The 16,746-nt window shown below is 42.0% G+C and carries 15 protein-coding genes; 2 read left to right on the top strand and 13 right to left on the bottom strand.

From position 1 onward, the window contains the following. The first annotated feature begins 142 nt into the window (after positions 1-142). A complete protein-coding gene (gene uraH, locus NSU19_RS07905) occupies positions 143-505 on the top strand; it encodes a hydroxyisourate hydrolase (protein ID WP_094245585.1) in 363 nt (120 codons plus the stop codon). A 1,190-nt stretch (positions 506-1,695) separates the two neighbouring features. Here the strand turns inward: uraH and NSU19_RS07900 are convergent. From NSU19_RS07900 to NSU19_RS07845, 12 genes are all read right to left on the bottom strand, one after another. Continuing rightward, positions 1,696-2,226, bottom strand: a complete 531-nt coding sequence (locus NSU19_RS07900) for a (2Fe-2S)-binding protein (RefSeq protein WP_082829479.1) — start codon at positions 2,224-2,226, stop codon at positions 1,696-1,698. Continuing rightward, positions 2,208-4,463 carry a xanthine dehydrogenase subunit D gene (gene pucD / locus NSU19_RS07895; RefSeq protein WP_339199673.1) on the bottom strand — a complete coding sequence of 752 codons (2,256 nt, stop codon included), beginning with the start codon at positions 4,461-4,463 and terminating at the stop codon, positions 2,208-2,210. The genes NSU19_RS07900 and pucD overlap by 19 nt, the downstream gene beginning before the upstream one ends. Before the next feature lie 50 nt (positions 4,464-4,513). After that, on the bottom strand, positions 4,514-5,383 hold the full coding sequence (locus tag NSU19_RS07890) for an FAD binding domain-containing protein (protein ID WP_094245582.1): 870 nt from the start codon (positions 5,381-5,383) through the stop codon (positions 4,514-4,516). A gap of 100 nt (positions 5,384-5,483) precedes the next feature. Continuing rightward, a complete protein-coding gene (locus NSU19_RS07885) occupies positions 5,484-5,657 on the bottom strand; it encodes a hypothetical protein (RefSeq protein WP_339200068.1) in 174 nt (57 codons plus the stop codon). A gap of 169 nt (positions 5,658-5,826) precedes the next feature. After that, positions 5,827-6,852, bottom strand: a complete 1,026-nt coding sequence (locus NSU19_RS07880) for an XdhC family protein (RefSeq protein WP_339199670.1) — start codon at positions 6,850-6,852, stop codon at positions 5,827-5,829. Positions 6,853-6,913: 61 nt separating this feature from the next. Next, complete coding sequence (wrbA, locus tag NSU19_RS07875; protein WP_063386893.1) at positions 6,914-7,612, bottom strand: NAD(P)H:quinone oxidoreductase; 699 nt, start codon at positions 7,610-7,612, stop codon at positions 6,914-6,916. Between the two features lie 93 nt (positions 7,613-7,705). Continuing rightward, on the bottom strand, positions 7,706-8,941 hold the full coding sequence (codA, locus tag NSU19_RS07870; protein WP_094245579.1) for a cytosine deaminase: 1,236 nt from the start codon (positions 8,939-8,941) through the stop codon (positions 7,706-7,708). After that, positions 8,934-10,292 (bottom strand): amidohydrolase family protein, encoded by a 1,359-nt coding sequence (locus NSU19_RS07865; protein ID WP_339199667.1) that lies wholly within the window; start codon positions 10,290-10,292, stop codon positions 8,934-8,936. Before NSU19_RS07865 ends, codA begins: the two co-directional genes overlap by 8 nt. A 42-nt stretch (positions 10,293-10,334) precedes the next feature. Next, positions 10,335-11,345: an ABC transporter substrate-binding protein gene (locus NSU19_RS07860; RefSeq protein ID WP_063386891.1), complete on the bottom strand. Its 1,011-nt coding sequence runs from the start codon at positions 11,343-11,345 to the stop codon at positions 10,335-10,337. A 123-nt stretch (positions 11,346-11,468) separates the two neighbouring features. Further along, on the bottom strand, positions 11,469-12,809 hold the full coding sequence (locus NSU19_RS07855) for an FAD-binding oxidoreductase (protein WP_339199664.1): 1,341 nt from the start codon (positions 12,807-12,809) through the stop codon (positions 11,469-11,471). Between the two features lie 52 nt (positions 12,810-12,861). Beyond that, the gene (locus tag NSU19_RS07850; RefSeq protein ID WP_339199661.1) at positions 12,862-13,704 is read right to left on the bottom strand and encodes a creatininase family protein; all 843 of its coding nucleotides are present in this window, start codon (positions 13,702-13,704) and stop codon (positions 12,862-12,864) included. A gap of 164 nt (positions 13,705-13,868) precedes the next feature. Then, positions 13,869-14,237 carry a Na-translocating system protein MpsC family protein gene (locus NSU19_RS07845; RefSeq protein ID WP_063386888.1) on the bottom strand — a complete coding sequence of 123 codons (369 nt, stop codon included), beginning with the start codon at positions 14,235-14,237 and terminating at the stop codon, positions 13,869-13,871. 176 nt (positions 14,238-14,413) lie between these two features. Here NSU19_RS07845 and NSU19_RS07840 point away from each other — a divergent pair, with 176 nt between their 5' ends. Next, on the top strand, positions 14,414-15,751 hold the full coding sequence (locus NSU19_RS07840) for a 5'-deoxyadenosine deaminase (protein ID WP_339199658.1): 1,338 nt from the start codon (positions 14,414-14,416) through the stop codon (positions 15,749-15,751). A gap of 138 nt (positions 15,752-15,889) precedes the next feature. Here NSU19_RS07840 and NSU19_RS07835 read toward each other — a convergent pair whose 3' ends face one another. Continuing rightward, positions 15,890-16,687 carry an ABC transporter ATP-binding protein gene (locus NSU19_RS07835; protein ID WP_339195106.1) on the bottom strand — a complete coding sequence of 266 codons (798 nt, stop codon included), beginning with the start codon at positions 16,685-16,687 and terminating at the stop codon, positions 15,890-15,892. Positions 16,688-16,746: the final 59 nt, after the last annotated feature.

The raw sequence follows: 16,746 nt of genomic DNA, 5'->3' as shown, positions 1-16,746 counted from the left end.
AAGAAACTACACGCTGGTTATATAGTGAAAGAAAGCCGTGATTCAAATGCCATGCCCCGTCAGACAAGCGCTTCCAAAGTAACAAAACGGGCTTCCAAAATGAAAAACGAGGCAAATAAAAAGGTCAATAAGGAGATGGAATATGAAAGGATTAACAACACATATTTTAGATTTAACTCACGGTACGCCTGCACAAAACGTCAAAATCGAGCTGTTTTCTGTTACAGATCAAAACGAAACGGAAAAACAGCTGCTCAAAACCGCATTCACAAACGAAAACGGTCGGGTTGACGAACCGCTCATCACTGAGCAGCAATTAACACCGGGAACTTATGAACTTCTGTTTTACATTGGAGATTATTTTAAAAACAAAGGTTTATCCTTGAAGGAGCCGCTGTTTCTTAATCACGTCGTCGTCCGCTTCGGCATTTCTGATGCAAATGCCCATTATCATGTTCCATTGCTTATTTCACCGTGGGGGTATCAAGTGTATCGGGGAAGTTAATCGGATACAAATACTTTCTTCAACAACGTCATGAAAAAACGGGGCCTTCCAAAAGTCAGCGTTACTGACTTTTGGGAGGCTCCCTTTATTTAAAAAACAAAAAAAATCGTCTAGTTGGTAGAATGGAATCCGTCAAGGAAAGCACTTGACCGCTTCCATCTACCAACTTAGTGGTCTGCAAGCTGACGAAGGAGCTACTCTAGATTGAGTATCAATCTCGCTAACTTATTTCCGGAATTGTGTGAACATCACAGAATATGGTGATGAGACATTAAAAAGAAAATAACTTTCTTAAAGGGATTGTCCAAAAGTTGAACTGTCCCCTGTCAAGCAGACAGTGGACATCATAAAATTGCTTTAAACGGCTTGAGCTCTAAATTCTAATGGGCTTAAGCCGTTTAATTTTTCTTGATCGCGTTTGTTATTATAAAACTCTTAATCGCTTGTTGTAACGCTTTAAACGTTTCATATCGTTTCAGATCATACCTTTCACACGTTCAGGTTGCCCAAAAAGATTCCATTGGGTCGTTTTCCATGCAGCGTCCCACTCTTGACATACTATGTGTTCGCTTTGCTTCGATTATTCGCTTCTCAAGCCCATGAGATGTACTATAAATCAAAAGTTGTTTATGTTCTTTTAAACTTGTGATAGATTAAGCCCTGAATGTTGTGTAAAAAAAAAGCGGTGATTTGCCAGGAATCTAGGTTCTGGGCAGGGAGTGTGATGTTTTACACATCATTTGGACTTGACCCTTGCGATAGCGTGATCAACTGTTTGAAACACAAGTTGATGATTGTTCGAATGCCCTAATACATAACTATACAGATCTAGAATTGCACTCAAATACGCTTTTTTACCGTTTCCTATCTTGAATTCCGTGACATCCGCCAGCCATTTTTCTTTTGGCTTACTTGCTGAAAAATTTGCGATTTAATACATTCTCAGCCACATGCACCGCTGATGATGAAACGTAACGGTTCTTTTTACAACGAATCACAGATTGAATACCGTCTGTTTTCATCAGGCATATATTCGTTTATGGGTCACTTATTTTCGATGTATGACGAATTTCATTCGGCGATAGCCATAAATTTTTAACGCTGCAGACAAGGAAACAAGCCGAAAAACGCTAAAATCTAATTTCTTTCAACTGATCATGTTAAAAAAATCGCCGAACTGCTCCGCCTTCTTAACATTTGCTGTCTAAGCGAGATGTTTCTTTTTCAGCAAGCTTTTGAACTGCTCTAATAATACCGGAGTAGCCTGTGCATCGGCAAAGATTTCCTGATAAACCGTCAACTATTTGCTGACTAGTTGGATTCGGATATTGATCCAAAATCGCTTTGACAGCCATAATCATTCCTGGGGTGCAATATCCGCATTGGAAACCTCCCTCTTCCAAAAACGCCTGCTGAATCGGATGAAGCCCTTTTTCCGCAAGTCCTTCAATTGTAACAATTTCTTTTTCATTTGCTTGATAAGCTCTAACTAAACAGGCATTCACTAGCCTGCCGTTCATGATGACAGAGCAGGCGCCGCAGCGGCCAATTCCGCAGGAAATCTTTGTGCCAGTCAGATGCAGCTGCTCTCTTAAAATGTCAACTAGCCGAGCGGCCGGATGAATCTCAAGCTCTTTCTTTTTGCCATTCACAAAAATCGACATGCGCATTCGTTCTTCAGACGGTAATTTTATGCTTGCGCTCATTTGCTTGTCAGCCATTTGCTCATCTCCGTTTCCATCATCTTATTGACGATTTCTTCCCTTGATACCGGCAGCCTATTCACCCAGATGCCAGTCGCATCATAAATGGCCATTGCGATGGCAGGGGCAACAGCAACCGTGCCAATTTCCCCGACGCCTCTTGGCCCATAATCATCCTCTTCGCACAGTTCCTCGATTGCGGTGATGTCAATCGAAAGGGGGACATCTTTTATCGTCGGAATTAAATACGTATCAAAATTTTCCGTTACATATGTTCCGTTTTCTATCAGCGCTTCTTCCGTTAATGTATAGCCTAACGCCATCACGGATCCGCCTTCAATTTGTCCCAAATATCCTTGCGGAAAAATAACAGGACCAGCGGCAATGGCTTGCTCTAATTGTTTTACACGAACAAATCCAGTTGCCAGATCCACTTCCACCTTAACGGCACAAGCTGCAAACGAATATAAAAAATGTCCGCCTGGTATGGAGCAAGGGGTTGCAGGAAAGTCAAATCGAGTTTCAATGATCAGCGGCTTGTCTATCGTTTGTTTTGCCAGTTCTTTGTATGAAATCAGCAGCTCATCTTGGTGCCAAACACCTTTTTCGCCTATTTTTAATTGACTGACGGGCACATCCGTACATTGTGTGGCTCTTTCCAACAGGCTGTTTTGAAACGGAGCTTTCATCCGTTGAATGGCTTGCCAAACCATGCTCGTACCCCTTGAAGCAGTTGATGATCCTGAACGCGGGACTTTGTCCGTATCGCCGATGACAATGTGTAAATCCTCTCGGGAGCAGCCTATTGCTTGAATGGCAATTTGTTCAATCACTGCGAGCAAGCCTTGGCCAAATTCTTCAAACCCAAAAGCAATTTCGATTTTTCCTTCCTCGTTCAATGAAATTCTCCCGCCAGCCGGATCTAAACGTCCATAGCCCAGCCCTCCGCCGTGCATGGTGATTGCCACCCCGACGCCTGTCTTAATCAAGCCGTTATGATCTTGTTTTCGGCGGCTGTTTAATAGTTTCGATTGGCTGATCTGTTTTAAAACTTGTTGAGCGCCGTCAGTTGGGGCGATTTTTTGCCCGACAGGCCCGGGATCATGTGCCTTGCGCAGATTTTTTTGTCTGAGTTCAAGCGGACTCATTCCAAGCGTGACCGCCAAGCGATCGATTTGCCCTTCCAATGCGAAGGTTACTTGGTTTCCACCAAAGCCTCTAAATTCACCGGCAACACCGTTATTCGTAAAAACCGAATAGCCTTCAACTTGAATATTCGGGATCATGTATGGGCCTATCGCATGTTCAACCGCAAAATCCAATACTGCGGGGCCTAACGTTGCATATGCGCCGGTATCCGCTATAATTCGCACTTGATGGGCGATGATTTTGCCGTTTTTTTTCGCACCTGTTTTCATTTTAATTTTCATCGGATGCCTTTTGATACCTGACCGCACCGATTCCCTTCTCGTTTGATGAATTTTTACAGGAAATCCCGTTTTCAGCGCCAATAAGGCTCCGTACGGCTGGATGTTTAATTCGTCTTTTCCGCCAAAAGAGCCGCCAAGCGGGCTTGAGACGACGCGGATGTCTTCTTCCGGCATATTTAAAATGCGGGCTAATTGATATCGGTCTTTATATCCATGCTGAGTGCCGGCATACACCGTCAAAGTGCCGTCTTTTTCCGGAACAAACACCCCGCCCTCTGTTTCCATGTACGCATGCATTTGCCTTGGAAGTTGATACGTTTCCTCTACAATACAGTCGCATGATTGAAATGCTTCTTCCACATTGCCGCTTTGATAAGATGCTTGGTGTAGGATATTCCCGTTCGGATGGAGCTGCGGAGAAGAAGGGAGCATAGCCTGTTCCGGATCATCAACAACCGGCAGCGGCTCATATTCCACTTCGATCAGCTGAAGCGCCGCTTCGGCGATTTCCTCTGTTTCCGCAGCAACAGCCGCGACAGCATCGCCGACAAAACGAACTTTATCTTTGCATAAAACAGGCTGATCAGGAAAGATTAAGCCAAACCCGTTTAAACCTAAAACATCCTTGCTTGTAATGACAGCCCGAACTCCCGGCAATTCCTCCGCTTTTTCCGTTGAGATCGAAACGATATTGGCATGCGGATATTCGCTTCGCAAAATTTTTGCAAACAGCATATTCGGAAACGAAAGATCTGTTAAAAACTTTAAATGTCCAGTTACTTTTTCTACTCCGTCCGGTCTGATGCACACTTGTTTCAATCTCAATCCCTTCCCTTCTTCATAATCCAAATTGAAAAAGCTCGTATTTGAATATATTAATCTTTCTCCTCTAATTTTTTTAGCTCTGCTATGACTATGTTGGCGGCGACCCGCCTGCGGTAATCCGCTGAAAAAAAAGCATCGCCGACAGGTTGAAATTCAGAAAAGACCGCCTCATGCACCTTTTTTAGTAAAGCGGACTCAACCTTGCGTCCGGCCAGCAATTGCTCCGTTATTCTTAATCGCCTTGGACGATTCTCGCCTCCGCCTGCTGCCAACCGCGCAAAGTCAATTGTTCCGTTGTCATTTTGGCCGATTATCCCTGCAATGGTGACGACAGAGCCTGAAAACGCCTCTCTCCTCCCAATTTTTTGATAAAAATGGACATATGATGGCGGAGCTGAAATTTCCGGCACCACTATTTCCGTTATAAGATCATCCTTGAATTCTTCATTCAACCAATGATCTAAATCGATTTTTTTTATGTCGTCCCCATCAAAACAACCGATTTTCGCTTCCATCACTAACAGGGCGGGGATGGCATCACCAATTGTTGAGGCGACGTTTCCGCCGATCGTTCCAAGATTGCGCACGGCTGGTGCAGCAATGGTCTTGACAGCTTTGGTCAATAAAGGCCATTTCGCTTTTATAATGGGATGGCGGAGGCAGTCAGCCAATCGGATAAGCGCCCCCAAGTGAAGAAAGTTTTGGCCGCCATCTTCTTTTTCATATATCGCTTCTAAAATTTTTATGTTCTCAAGGCTGATTAAATGAGATGGCTGCGGTGCTCCTTTTTCCCATTTTGTTTGCCATAATGTTCCGCCGGCTATAAAGTGTGATTCTAATTGCAATAGCTGCCGCAATCGCCATGCTTCTCTTAAATCTGTTGGCATCCATATTTTTGAGGACAATGTTTTCAACTTCATCCCCCTTCCTTTGATAGTAAAATAACGTGCTTTTGCAACCATATTGCGATTAGAAACGGAAATGCCTTGTGGACGTCCGCATTTGACCGATTGTGCACCATTATCGCCTGTCCGCTTCCTTAAATAGGGATAACAAAATCGGCGTACTCGGCAAGCGATCCAGCTTGGCAGCATCCTCATCAAACAACTTATTGCTGCGTATCAAGTTTCGTATTGAAAAATGAGATCGTTGATGATTTCCAGTTGAATAAACGGCTGTTTTGTGCAATTGCACCGCTTGCTCTGCTATCGACTTTTCCAAGCCGACTTTAAAAGAACTCTAAAAAGGGGCTTGACAAGTTTAGATACCGCGTCGGTACATAACCATCGGTTCGTCTATTGGTCAAGTGACTTTGGCATTCCGATTAGCGCCTGGCTTTTTGTGAAATGTGATTGCGGCTTCATTATGCACGCACCTTCTGAGGAGATCGAAGCTTTGTCAATTGAATTAATTCTGCTAAAATGCTGATCGCGATTTCTTCAGGGCCTTCTGCCCCAATAGACAAGCCGACAGGTGAATGAACGTGCGGGGGAATTTCCTGGTCTCCCAGCAAGCGTTTTGTCCGTTCTTTTGAACCGATGACCCCGATATATCGCAGGTTTTGCTGCAACAACAGCTTTAAAAGCTCTTGATCCTGTTGAAATTGGTGTGTCAGCAACACAACAAAATCGCGGGGGGAAAAAGATATTTTCGTTGCCGCTTCCCGCGGGAAAGCGATGATAAGCTGATCGGCATCAGGAAAACGCCATCTATTGCACAACGCTTCTCTCCAATCACTAACGATAACCGAAAAACCGGTCCGCGAAGCGAAATGCGACAGTGGTACAGCATCCGAACCGGCACCGAAAATAATCAATCTCGGTTTAGGCTCAAATCGCTGAACATATACATATGAGGACAGTTCATTGACCCAAACTAATCCGCTTTTCTCTTGCGCAGCTATGGCATCGATTTGTTTCGGTACCGCACCAGCCCATTCCCCGAACGTTTCCGTGTCTTCTGTAAAAAATAAATAATTGCTTACGGAAAAATTTTTGCCGAGTTGTTTTACGATGAAAACGTCCTTGCCGTTTTGAAGCAAATCATGCAGCCGGGATAAATGCTTTCGCAAACGGTCATCGATGCACTCCAACAGGATGCGTATGACGCCGTTGCAGCCGGCGCCTTTTCCCCACGACAAGTCATCTTCGCTTTTCAAGTCATATACGATACATTGCGACTCGCCCTCAAGCAAAAGCTTCGCCCTTTCTTGCAGGTCATTTTCAAGGCAACCGCCGCTTATTACGCCGATTGTTTCCCCATCCTCCTGAATCAGCATTGCTGCTCCTTCTTTTCGGTAAGAGGAGCCTTCCACATCAATAATAGTAGCAAGCACAGCTTTTTTTGGCTCAGTTGTTGCAATCTTTAAAATTTCATGGATATAGTCCATAACAATTCCCCTCTTATGAAAGAAAAGTAATGAGAATGATTGTTTTGTTCAAACGCAATCATCAACTGTTTCTTTCTCTTTGCATGCACAATGCGTTGGCAATATACGCCACGTTTCTCCCCAGGCGACCGGCCATTTTTAATTCTTCATCAGACGGCTTTCGCGAACCATCAGGGCCGGCTAAAACTGTTGGTCCATACGGAGTTCCGCCAATGGGGGCGTCCGTTAAATATTCCGGATTTTGAGTATAAGGTAATCCGATAATGATCATTCCGAAATGGAGAAGCGGTACGATGGATGTTAAGATGGCCGCTTCATGCCCGGAATGAATGGAACCAGCGCTTGTAAAGATGCCCGCGGGCTTTCCCTCCAGTACGCCTTCCACACAAAGGTCGCCGATAGTTTCTAAAAAATATTTAACTTGGGACGGCATCGATCCAAAATACGTCGGAAATCCCCATATCACTCCATCTGCCCAGTGGAAATCTTCTATTTCCGCTGTTTTAAATATTTTCTGCTTTTCGCTTTCACGCTCATAATTTTCTTTTCTCTTTCCAATTTGAAATGTTGCGGAAATTCCTTTTTTATCAATCATCAACGGATTTTCTCTAATAGCCGGAATTAAACGATCAGTAAATTCGGGAATTTTTACACATCGTACATCTGTTTTCTCAATCGCCTTTGCTCCTTCGCAAACTGATTGCGCCATTTGTCTTATATGTCCGAAAGCACTATAAAAAACAACTAAAATATTTGCCATAAAGCTTTCTGCTCCTAACCTTTTAAAATTACAAATAAAAACCGATTTGAATATTTCTATATCAGTATTGGGACAGAATCAAAGCCTTTTAAATTACATATAAAAAACGGTTTCCATCGGATTGGTGTGAAGCAAAACTCTGCCCTTCTTTATCACATAGCGGCAATGGGGCTGAAGGCGAATCAAATCTATAGCATGATCAACCGGGAACGTAATGATATTTGCTTCATTTCCTACCTTTATTCCGTAATCGTTAATTTGCAGAGCTTTGGCTCCGTTTATCGATATCATGTTAATCAATTCCTCCAATTCCTTCATTCCCGTTAAATGACCTGCATGAGCAGCCATATGTGCAGCCTGCAATATATTCCCGTTACCTAACGGATAAAACGGGGTCATGATATCGTCATGGGCGATGCAAACATTGATATTTTTTTGCAGCATCTCTTTTATTCTCGTAATCCCTCGCCCTTTAGGATAGGAATCATATCTTCCTTGCATTGCCGTGTTGATCAGAGGACAAGCTACAATATGAATTTTGGAACTCGCAATCAAATCTAATAATTTGGCAGCATAATTATCCGGATAATAGGCCATTGCACACGCATGACTTGCAGTCACTTTGTCTTCCAGTCCTGATGAAATCGCCAATGATGCAACTGTTTCAATAAACCTCGATTGCGGATCATCGATTTCGTCACAAAAGAAATGAAGAAATAGGCCGTATTTTTCAGCCAAAGAAAAGCAGAATTGAATGGATTCGATCCCTTCCTCCCTCGTTCTTTCCAAGTGAGGAACAGCACTTACCCCGTCAGCGCCCAGCTTGATTGCTTCAAGCATCCGTTCCTGATTTTCCGGACAAGAGAGTAAACCATTTTGAGGAAAAGCAATGATTTGCAAATGGATGATGTCCTGCAAGTCTGATTTCAGCTTCAGCAATGTTTTTAAAGCAACGAGGCGTTCATCGGAAATATCCGCGATCGCTCTTACATATAAAACACCGAATTTCATTAACTGATTCAGCGCCTTCCTGGCTCGCTCGTAGACATCTTCCATCGTCAAAGTTTGCTTCCGTTCGTTCCATAATAAAATTCCTTCTAATATCGAGCCGCTTTGATTCCAGCTCGGCTCTCCGGCAGTAAATGCCGTATCAAGATGAATATGTGGTTCGACAAATGGCGGCATGGCTAAATCTCCACAGCCGTCTATCACTGCTTTTCCTTGCAGGGGATAAGGGGAAATTTCAGCAATGATCCCGTTTTGAATCCCGATAAAATGATGCCTTTCTTGATTGGGCAGTCTGATATTTTCTAATACAAGGTCATACATATTGTAAATTCCTTTCAAATTTTACATATTGGCTTTCCGTCTCGTGCTGATACATCAACAACTGGCGATCGTTCCAATGTTCAGCTTTTTTAGATTGATAGAGCAGTTTTCCGTTTCGGAACACATATCTTTCAACAGGCAGATTCGTAAAGATGTCTTCTACTGATCTAGCTTTTAATAGAACGAAGCTTGCCTTCGCTCCGCATCTTACACCGTAATTATTTAAATTTAATAATTTGGCCGGATATTCGGTAATCATCCGAATAATTTGTTTTAGGCCTTCACCGCTTCCTAAATGGGCAACATATGCAGTTAGCAAACCGATTTGCAGCAAATCCGCCTTCCCGAATGGATGAAATGGATCATGAACATTATCGGAAGCAGCCGCAAGCGTCGCCCCGCTTTGCAAAATTTCATGAATTCTTGTGACGCCGCGGCGGACAATCCCTTGATCAAATCGACCTTGCAAGTACATATTGGCACCCGGCAGCGTCACCGCTCCAATTTGTGCCGCCGCCATCCGTTTAATTAAAGAAAGAGCTTTTTCTTGTTCCATTGGCGCCAAAGAGCAAAGGTGGCCGGCTACAACTCGATTGTGAAATTGCCGCTCCATTGTTTTTTGGATAATATAATCCAGTGTGCATACGTTCGGATCATCACTTTCATCTACATGCAAATCAATCGGTTTGTCGTACTTTTCCGCCAATGAAAATAAACCGTCAATTTGCTTCTCAGGGTTTTCAGCTAAATGAGGAGCTCCGCCAATTCCATCAGCCCCCATTTTGATCGCTTGTTCAATCCATTCCAGCTCTCGTTTCGAATCGTCGTCAGGCAGTAAAAACATTGGAATGACTTGAATCGTAATGTATTGTTTTAATTTTTCTTTTACGTTTAAAACAGCTGTCAACGCCCGGAACACGACGTCTTCCCCTAAAGGCAATTCAAAATTGACATGTGTGCGAATGGCTGTTGTACCATGGCTTAGTGCATTCAGTGCAGTTTTCATCGCCCGATACTCAATTTCTTCCACCGTGAAATGGGGAGATTGCTTCCGGTAATTTATTACTGCTTCTTGAAGCGTCCCGCTTGCGTTCGGAACTTTCCTGAGAGAATAGGCTTTATCTAAATGCATATGAGCATCAACAAAGCCGGGCAGCAACACATATCCTTGACAATCAATGAATGAATCGGAGGATGAGTTAATGGCCTCTAAAGTTTTAAAGTCTTCGCGCTGAAGATAAGAAGGCTGCTTTGTGATTTTTTCATATCGATCATCGTTAATGATGATTTCAAAGAGAGAACCAGGATCTTCAAGCGGCAGACAAACATTCAGCAAATGCAGTTGACTCATAGCTTTCTCCCCTTTTTGCCCAACTTGCTCCGAGGCGCATTTTTAATTTTTCGCCAAAAACTCGTTTGTGTAGGCATTGGCGATATCTTCTTTCTTTTTAATTAAACCTAGTTCATAGAGTTGATTTTGCAAGGTGTTCCACCGTTCTTGAGACATATAGCCGAAGCCGTGGTCTTTCGCATCGTGCCCGAAAATTAAGTTCAGCTGCTGTTCAGCCCCATATTCGAGCGCCTCCATTGATAAATCAGGATTATATTCATGTATAAATGGATTTACTTCATCCGAATGATCTTTATAATACTCCCACCCTTTCGTTGTCGCTTCCATAAACCGTTTGACGAGTTCAGGTTTTTCTTTGACCATTTTTTCGGTTGTAAATATTACATTGCCATAAGGCTGGTAGCCGGAATCGTGTATGAGCAAATATTTCGTTTCGATTCCTTGCTGCTTTAAGGCGAAAGGCTCTGCCGTAATGTAGCATTGGGTAACTGACTCTTTATTCTCTATAAATGGGGTCAACTGTCCGCTATATGCCATTTCTTTCGCATTGTCGAGCTGATAGGCCTTTTTTATATATGCCCAGTACCCTGTTCCAGGTGCCGTGTACACCGTTCGCCCATTCAAATCGGAAAAATCTTTAATATTTTGATCAGCATGGTACAACAACGCCTGCGGATTCACTTGAAAAATGGCTCCGATCGCCACAATGGGTATTCCTTTATCGCGTGCTAATAAAATATCGTCAGCTTGAGTGATTCCAAAATCGGCTTCCCCAGATGCCACTATTTGAATGGGGGAAACTTGCGGCCCGCCTGGCTCTATTGTCATATCAATGCCTGCTTCTTTATAAAAGCCTTTCATCAAAGCTGCATAGTTGCCTCCATGTTCCGGTTCCGCAAACCAGTTCGTGACTTGCTTCACTTTTTCCAATTTTTCTGAGTCCTCTTTGACTTCTTCGTTATTAGTTGAAGCTGATTGGCTGCCGCATCCAGCTAAAAGAACGAGTAGAAATAAAATGAAGATTTTTGTATATCCCTTCCCTTTTGCCTGCATACGAATCCTCCTACTATTTTTGATATTTTTCTAGTTACATTTCTGCTTCATGCCAAGAACCTAGTGCCGATAATAAGAACTTTTTTCGGTATATTTCAGCCGTTTCAATTCATTTTCCCATCGTTACACTTGTGCATAAGAGGTGACGTCCGCTATTTTTCCTGGATTCAGCAAATGAAACGGATCATTTTTTTGCTTGGTTTTTATGATTTCATCCATTCGTAAACTCCAACCACCGAATCCCAACAAATAAGTATGCGGATCATGCACTTTAGCTCCTATATTCAGGAAAAATTGTATGATTTCATACAGCCGTTTCTCGCTTGTAAAGCGAACGACCGGCAAGGCCGTTGGAATAATTGCTCCGTTTCTTTTTATAAATTCAAAATGAAGAAGGACTTCTTCACCAAATTCCTTTTTTAACAAATGGACTTGATGATAAAGGTGTTGAATATCAAACTCAACTTGCAAGTAAGTAATATTGTCTTCATTTTTGCAGGCCCACAGCGTGGAGTGGTTCCAAGTAAAATCCGAAAGGCGGACCCCTTTTCGATACTGCTTGGCAGGAATGGTATGTGCCAATATTCCTTTATGTTCGGAAACGAGTTCGACAAATTCACTTTTTGCTTTTTCATCGACCTCAATCATCGTTAACGTTTTTTCAGGCAAAATATATTGTTTTAAAGGAGCGAAATGCTTTGTTAAAGCTCCTTCACATACTGATAAGAGCCTTTTTTTCATAGTTTCTATGCCCGAAAATTGATGGGCGAAATTTATCGCTTCATCTAAATAGTCATGAAAAACCATTGCTTGCATCCAATCTCTTTTCTCCTCGATTGGCAATTGCAGCTCTGTCATGACACCTAAAGTTCCGTAATTGTGAATATATTGCTCGAGTTTATCGCCTGAAACAACAATTTTTCTCGGCTTTTCCTCAATTGTGTAAACCGAAGCGCTGTGCACATTGCCATCCCACAAATTGCCCCATGTAATGGAGCCGATTCCTCCCGATCCTCCCGCCACAAAACCGCCAATCGTTGCTTGAATATATGTGCTCGGCATAATTCGCAGCTCTTTTCCGCTTCGCTCTAATATCCGTTCAAGCTTGCCGATTCTTATTCCCGCTTGTACCGTTACAGCGTTTTCGCCGATTTCAAGTACTTGATGAAACCTCGTCATGTTGATCACAATACCGCCTTGAAGAGGTACGGCCTGACCATAATTTCCTGTTCCAGCACCTCTGACCGTAATCGGAATTTTTCTTTTTACGGCGAATGATATTAACGAAACTAATTCCTCTTCTGACTCCGGAAAGGCGATGCAATCGGCCAGTTTATCCTTTAGCTTTTGTGTGAGAATGGGTGAATACCAATAATAATCTTTAGAAAATTTTCCTCTTGAAGCTGCATCGAACAGAACTTTTTCCTTCCCTAAAAGCTGCTGTATTTCTTTTTTCCAAGCCATGCTTCCACACCTCCAAAGTTTTCTTTATGTTTGAAACAATTGATCATCCTTTCTATGTCAAAGGACTGTACTGCTTTTCGGTAGAAATGTTGATGAGATCATCCATTTCGAATTCCGCCATTTCCCGCAAAACAACCGCCAGCTTTTCACCCAAACGGTTGGCGATGATTTCTCCCGTTTCTTTTGAAGCTTTTTTTGCATTTCCTAAAACCCCGGATTTCGAAATATCTTCCATCCTCCAGGCAACATAATGGCTGCCTTTTAATTGAAGATGCTTTGCGCTTTCCGGAAACTGGATGAACTCATCGGGACAAAGCTCTTTTTTCACCCAATCGGTTTTGAAGGAAAGAATGAAGGATGTTTCGATTTCTCCCCCGTGGATTCCGTATGCAGCCTCTTTTTCCTCAATGAGATCCTCTGAGACATTGAAGTCATAGCTGTTCAACCGGAAAGTCATCAAACCTGTTTCAATGCGGATATCGCGGGCAACGGAATTGAGTAAATCATGGTTTCCTCCATGTGAATTAAATAAGACGAATTTTCTAAATCCGCTTTTTTTCAGACTTGCGGCAATATCCTTGATCATTGCCTCTAAAGTGCTCCCAGATAATGAGATGGTTCCTGCATATCCGAGATGTTCGATGCTTTTGCTGTACGCAATTGGAGGCAAAATCCAAATATTATCTTCTTCTTTTAAATGTTTGCAAGCTGAATGCAAAATCCCCTCCGCTATTAAAGAATCAGTAAATACCGGTAAATGAGGCCCATGTTGTTCAACTGCGCCAATCGGCAAAATGATTAAAGCATTTTGCTTTGGCAATTCAGCAATTTCCTTACTCGTTAATCTTGCAAAAAATTTCTGTTCAAATGCTTCTCCCTGGTAGCGAAATTCCATGCCGTTTCCCCTCCGAACAAATGATTACTTTTGTGAAAAAAGAAAAGCCGCAGGAAAAGAAAAACAATAAGTTTTTTCTTTCCTACGGCTTGTTTCCATCCCGTAAACAGGATCAAAACAATACCGAATGATCTATGGATAGCCTAAAGGACGGAAAACGTCCTTCAAGCTAACTCATTTTTTTTAAGAATAATTGTCATGCATGCTGAGCCAGTGGAAGGATCATAATCTTTTAAAACCGAAAAAACGTTTAGTCCGACAATTGTTTCCATTTTATATTTAAATCGCTTTTTAAATTCATCAATTAATAACGAATCTGCCCACATTGTCAAAGCTCCATCTACTTTTTCAAGAATTTGCAAAGCAGGATCCCGTTTATGCAACCCGAAAATTAAAATTTTTTCATCCGTTACTTCAACTCGCAGTTGAATCACACCTGTTTGAAAAATTTCTTTATTTACTTCGTTGTAAATTCTCGCAATATCTTTTTTTAATGATTGCCTCTGTTCTGTCAAAAGGCTTTTGTCTTTCAAAAAACCACCTCTTTTCTTAAAAATGATTTTACAATTTTTCAAAATGTTTGATTATTTCTTTGTTAAGTTTTTTTCCACATTTTTTTATTTTTGTCATAAATTCTTACACTTTTATTGAATTTATCTGCATACATTCTTAGAATGAATTTCAATACTTATAGCAAGGAGAAAGGAATATGAAGAGCCTGTTGATCAAAAACGCACAAATTATTACGATGAATCATGCGGATGAAATTTTCACGGGAGATATTTTCATCGAAAATGGCATCATAAGCAACATAGGGAAAAATCTTGCATGTGACGCCGATCAAATCATCAATGCAGAAAATCGGACCGTCATTCCGGGCTTCATTCAAACCCATGTTCACCTATGTCAGACACTTTTCCGCTCACGGGCGGATGACTTAGAATTGTTAGATTGGCTGAAAAAACGAATTTGGCCATTGGAAGCAGCACATGATGAGGAATCGATCTATTATTCCGCATTGCTCGGCATTGGAGAATTGATTGAAAGCGGGACCACAACGATTGTCGATATGGAAACCGTTCACCATACAGAAGCAGCGTTTCAAGCGATTGCAGGAAGCGGAATCAGAGCTTTATCAGGCAAGGTGATGATGGATCGTGGCGACGATGTGCCAATGGAGCTTCGCGAAAAAACAACTGATTCTCTCCAAGAAAGCGTTGATTTGCTTGAAAAATGGCATATGTTTGCAAACGGAAGAATTCAATATGCCTTTTCTCCCCGATTTGTCCTTTCATGTACAGAAGAACTGTTAAAAGAAGTTCAACGGCTTTCTGAAATATATCAAGTAAAAGTTCATACTCATGCAGCGGAAAATCAGGAAGAAATCAGGCTGGTTGAACAGCAGACAGGGATGCGAAATATCGAATATCTTGACTATCTTGGACTTGCCAATAAACGATTGATTTTGGCGCACTGCATCTGGCTGGATGAAAAAGAAAAGAAAATCATTAAAGACAGAGGAGTAAATGTTAGCCATTGCCCCGGGTCTAATCTAAAATTAGCTTCAGGAATTGCGGATATTCCCGGGCTGATGGAAATGGGAGTTTCGTTAAGCTTAGGCGCAGACGGAGCGCCTTGCAACAATAATTTAAATATGTTTCAGGAAATGAAGCTTGCAGCCCTCATCCAAAAGCCGAAGCACGGCCCTTCCGCAATGAAAGCAAAAGAGGTATTTAAAATGGCGACCATCGGCGGGGCAAAAGCGGTCGGATTGGAAAAAGAGATTGGCAGTATTGAAATCGGCAAAAAAGCAGATTTAGTGATTCTAAATTTACATCATTTTCATACTTTCCCTTCCTTTGAAGCTGATCCGATTTCGCGGATCGTTTATTCTGCTTCAAGGGATAATGTAGAAACAACCATTATAAATGGGGAGATTGTAATGGAAAACAAAAAAATAAAAACACTCGACAAGGAAATTGTTTTAAGAGAAGCAGACCGCTCGATCAAAAGAATGCTCAAAAAAGAAAAAGCAGTTTTCCACTGAAATCCGAAAAAGGGTGTCTTAGAAAGTCAAAATCCATTGAAAACGAAACATCATAAACATTGATATATCAACATTTCTAAACCATTAAAGGGGCGTCTATAAGCCGGAAAATCGACTTATTAGACAGCCCCACTCTCCCTATAACAATCTATTATGATTGTTTTGCAAAAGCTTCGCATAATATCGGCCATGAAAATTTTCCACCACGATGCCTGCTTCAAAAAAGTCTGACAATCGTTCACTTGAAAGCAGCTCTTCTGTTCTTCCCTCAGCAAAAACCTTTCCTTCCTTTAATAACAGGGAATTGGTGAAGCAAGGCAAAATTTCTTCAACATGATGCGTCACGTACAGGATCGTTGGCGCATTTGGCCTTTTGGCAATTGTTTCAATCAGCCCTAAAAGTTCTTCTCTCGCCAATATATCAAGACCATTGCACGGCTCATCTAAAATAAGGAGCTTCGGCTGAGGCATAAGCGCCCGCAAAATCAGCACTTTTTGCTTTTCACCTTGGGAAAGGCTGTCATATGTACGCCCGCTTAGTTTTTCCACCCCGAATAGCGTCATCAATGACCCCATCTCTTCTAAATCGTGTTCATCCGGTGTTTCATATAAGCCGATTGACGCGAATTTTCCGCTCAAAATAACTTCTTCAACAAGATCATGTCCGTAAATTTTTTCTTGGAGCGATGAGCTGACAAGGCCGATTTTTTTTCGAACCTCGCGAAAATCTGCCTTTCCAAAAGTAAATCCAATGACGGAAACCGTTCCTTTTGAAGGAAACAAATAGCCGTTTAACAAATTGAGCAATGCTGTTTTCCCCGCTCCATTTCTTCCTAAAATACACCAATGCTCGCCTTCATCAACATTCCAATTTATATTCTCCAAAATATATTTTTTGTTGCGAATGAGCGAAACATTTTCAAGTGCAATCACCATACGCTTGCTCCTCTCCATACGTTACATTATAATTATTATTCCAAAAATTTCTGTTGAAG

The organism is Aeribacillus sp. FSL k6-2211 (genome assembly GCF_037966125.1).
Lineage (GTDB): Bacteria > Bacillota > Bacilli > Bacillales > Aeribacillaceae > Aeribacillus > Aeribacillus composti.
The sequence above is the reverse complement of the archived record's forward strand: the minus strand, read 5'-3'. Positions and strand labels throughout refer to the sequence as shown.

Excerpts from the sequence above, each read along its gene's own strand:
- uraH (WP_094245585.1), top strand. The coding sequence starts at position 143 with ATGAAAGGATTAACAACACATATTTTAGATTTAACTCACGGTACGCCT.
- NSU19_RS07900 (WP_082829479.1), bottom strand. The coding sequence starts at position 2,226 with ATGGCTGACAAGCAAATGAGCGCAAGCATAAAATTACCGTCTGAAGAA.
- NSU19_RS07890 (WP_094245582.1), bottom strand. The coding sequence starts at position 5,383 with ATGAAGTTGAAAACATTGTCCTCAAAAATATGGATGCCAACAGATTTA.
- NSU19_RS07880 (WP_339199670.1), bottom strand. The coding sequence starts at position 6,852 with ATGGACTATATCCATGAAATTTTAAAGATTGCAACAACTGAGCCAAAA.
- wrbA (WP_063386893.1), bottom strand. The coding sequence starts at position 7,612 with ATGGCAAATATTTTAGTTGTTTTTTATAGTGCTTTCGGACATATAAGA.
- codA (WP_094245579.1), bottom strand. The coding sequence starts at position 8,941 with ATGTATGACCTTGTATTAGAAAATATCAGACTGCCCAATCAAGAAAGG.
- NSU19_RS07865 (WP_339199667.1), bottom strand. The coding sequence starts at position 10,292 with ATGAGTCAACTGCATTTGCTGAATGTTTGTCTGCCGCTTGAAGATCCT.
- NSU19_RS07860 (WP_063386891.1), bottom strand. The coding sequence starts at position 11,345 with ATGCAGGCAAAAGGGAAGGGATATACAAAAATCTTCATTTTATTTCTA.
- NSU19_RS07855 (WP_339199664.1), bottom strand. The coding sequence starts at position 12,809 with ATGGCTTGGAAAAAAGAAATACAGCAGCTTTTAGGGAAGGAAAAAGTT.
- NSU19_RS07850 (WP_339199661.1), bottom strand. The coding sequence starts at position 13,704 with ATGGAATTTCGCTACCAGGGAGAAGCATTTGAACAGAAATTTTTTGCA.
- NSU19_RS07840 (WP_339199658.1), top strand. The coding sequence starts at position 14,414 with ATGAAGAGCCTGTTGATCAAAAACGCACAAATTATTACGATGAATCAT.
- NSU19_RS07835 (WP_339195106.1), bottom strand. The coding sequence starts at position 16,687 with ATGGTGATTGCACTTGAAAATGTTTCGCTCATTCGCAACAAAAAATAT.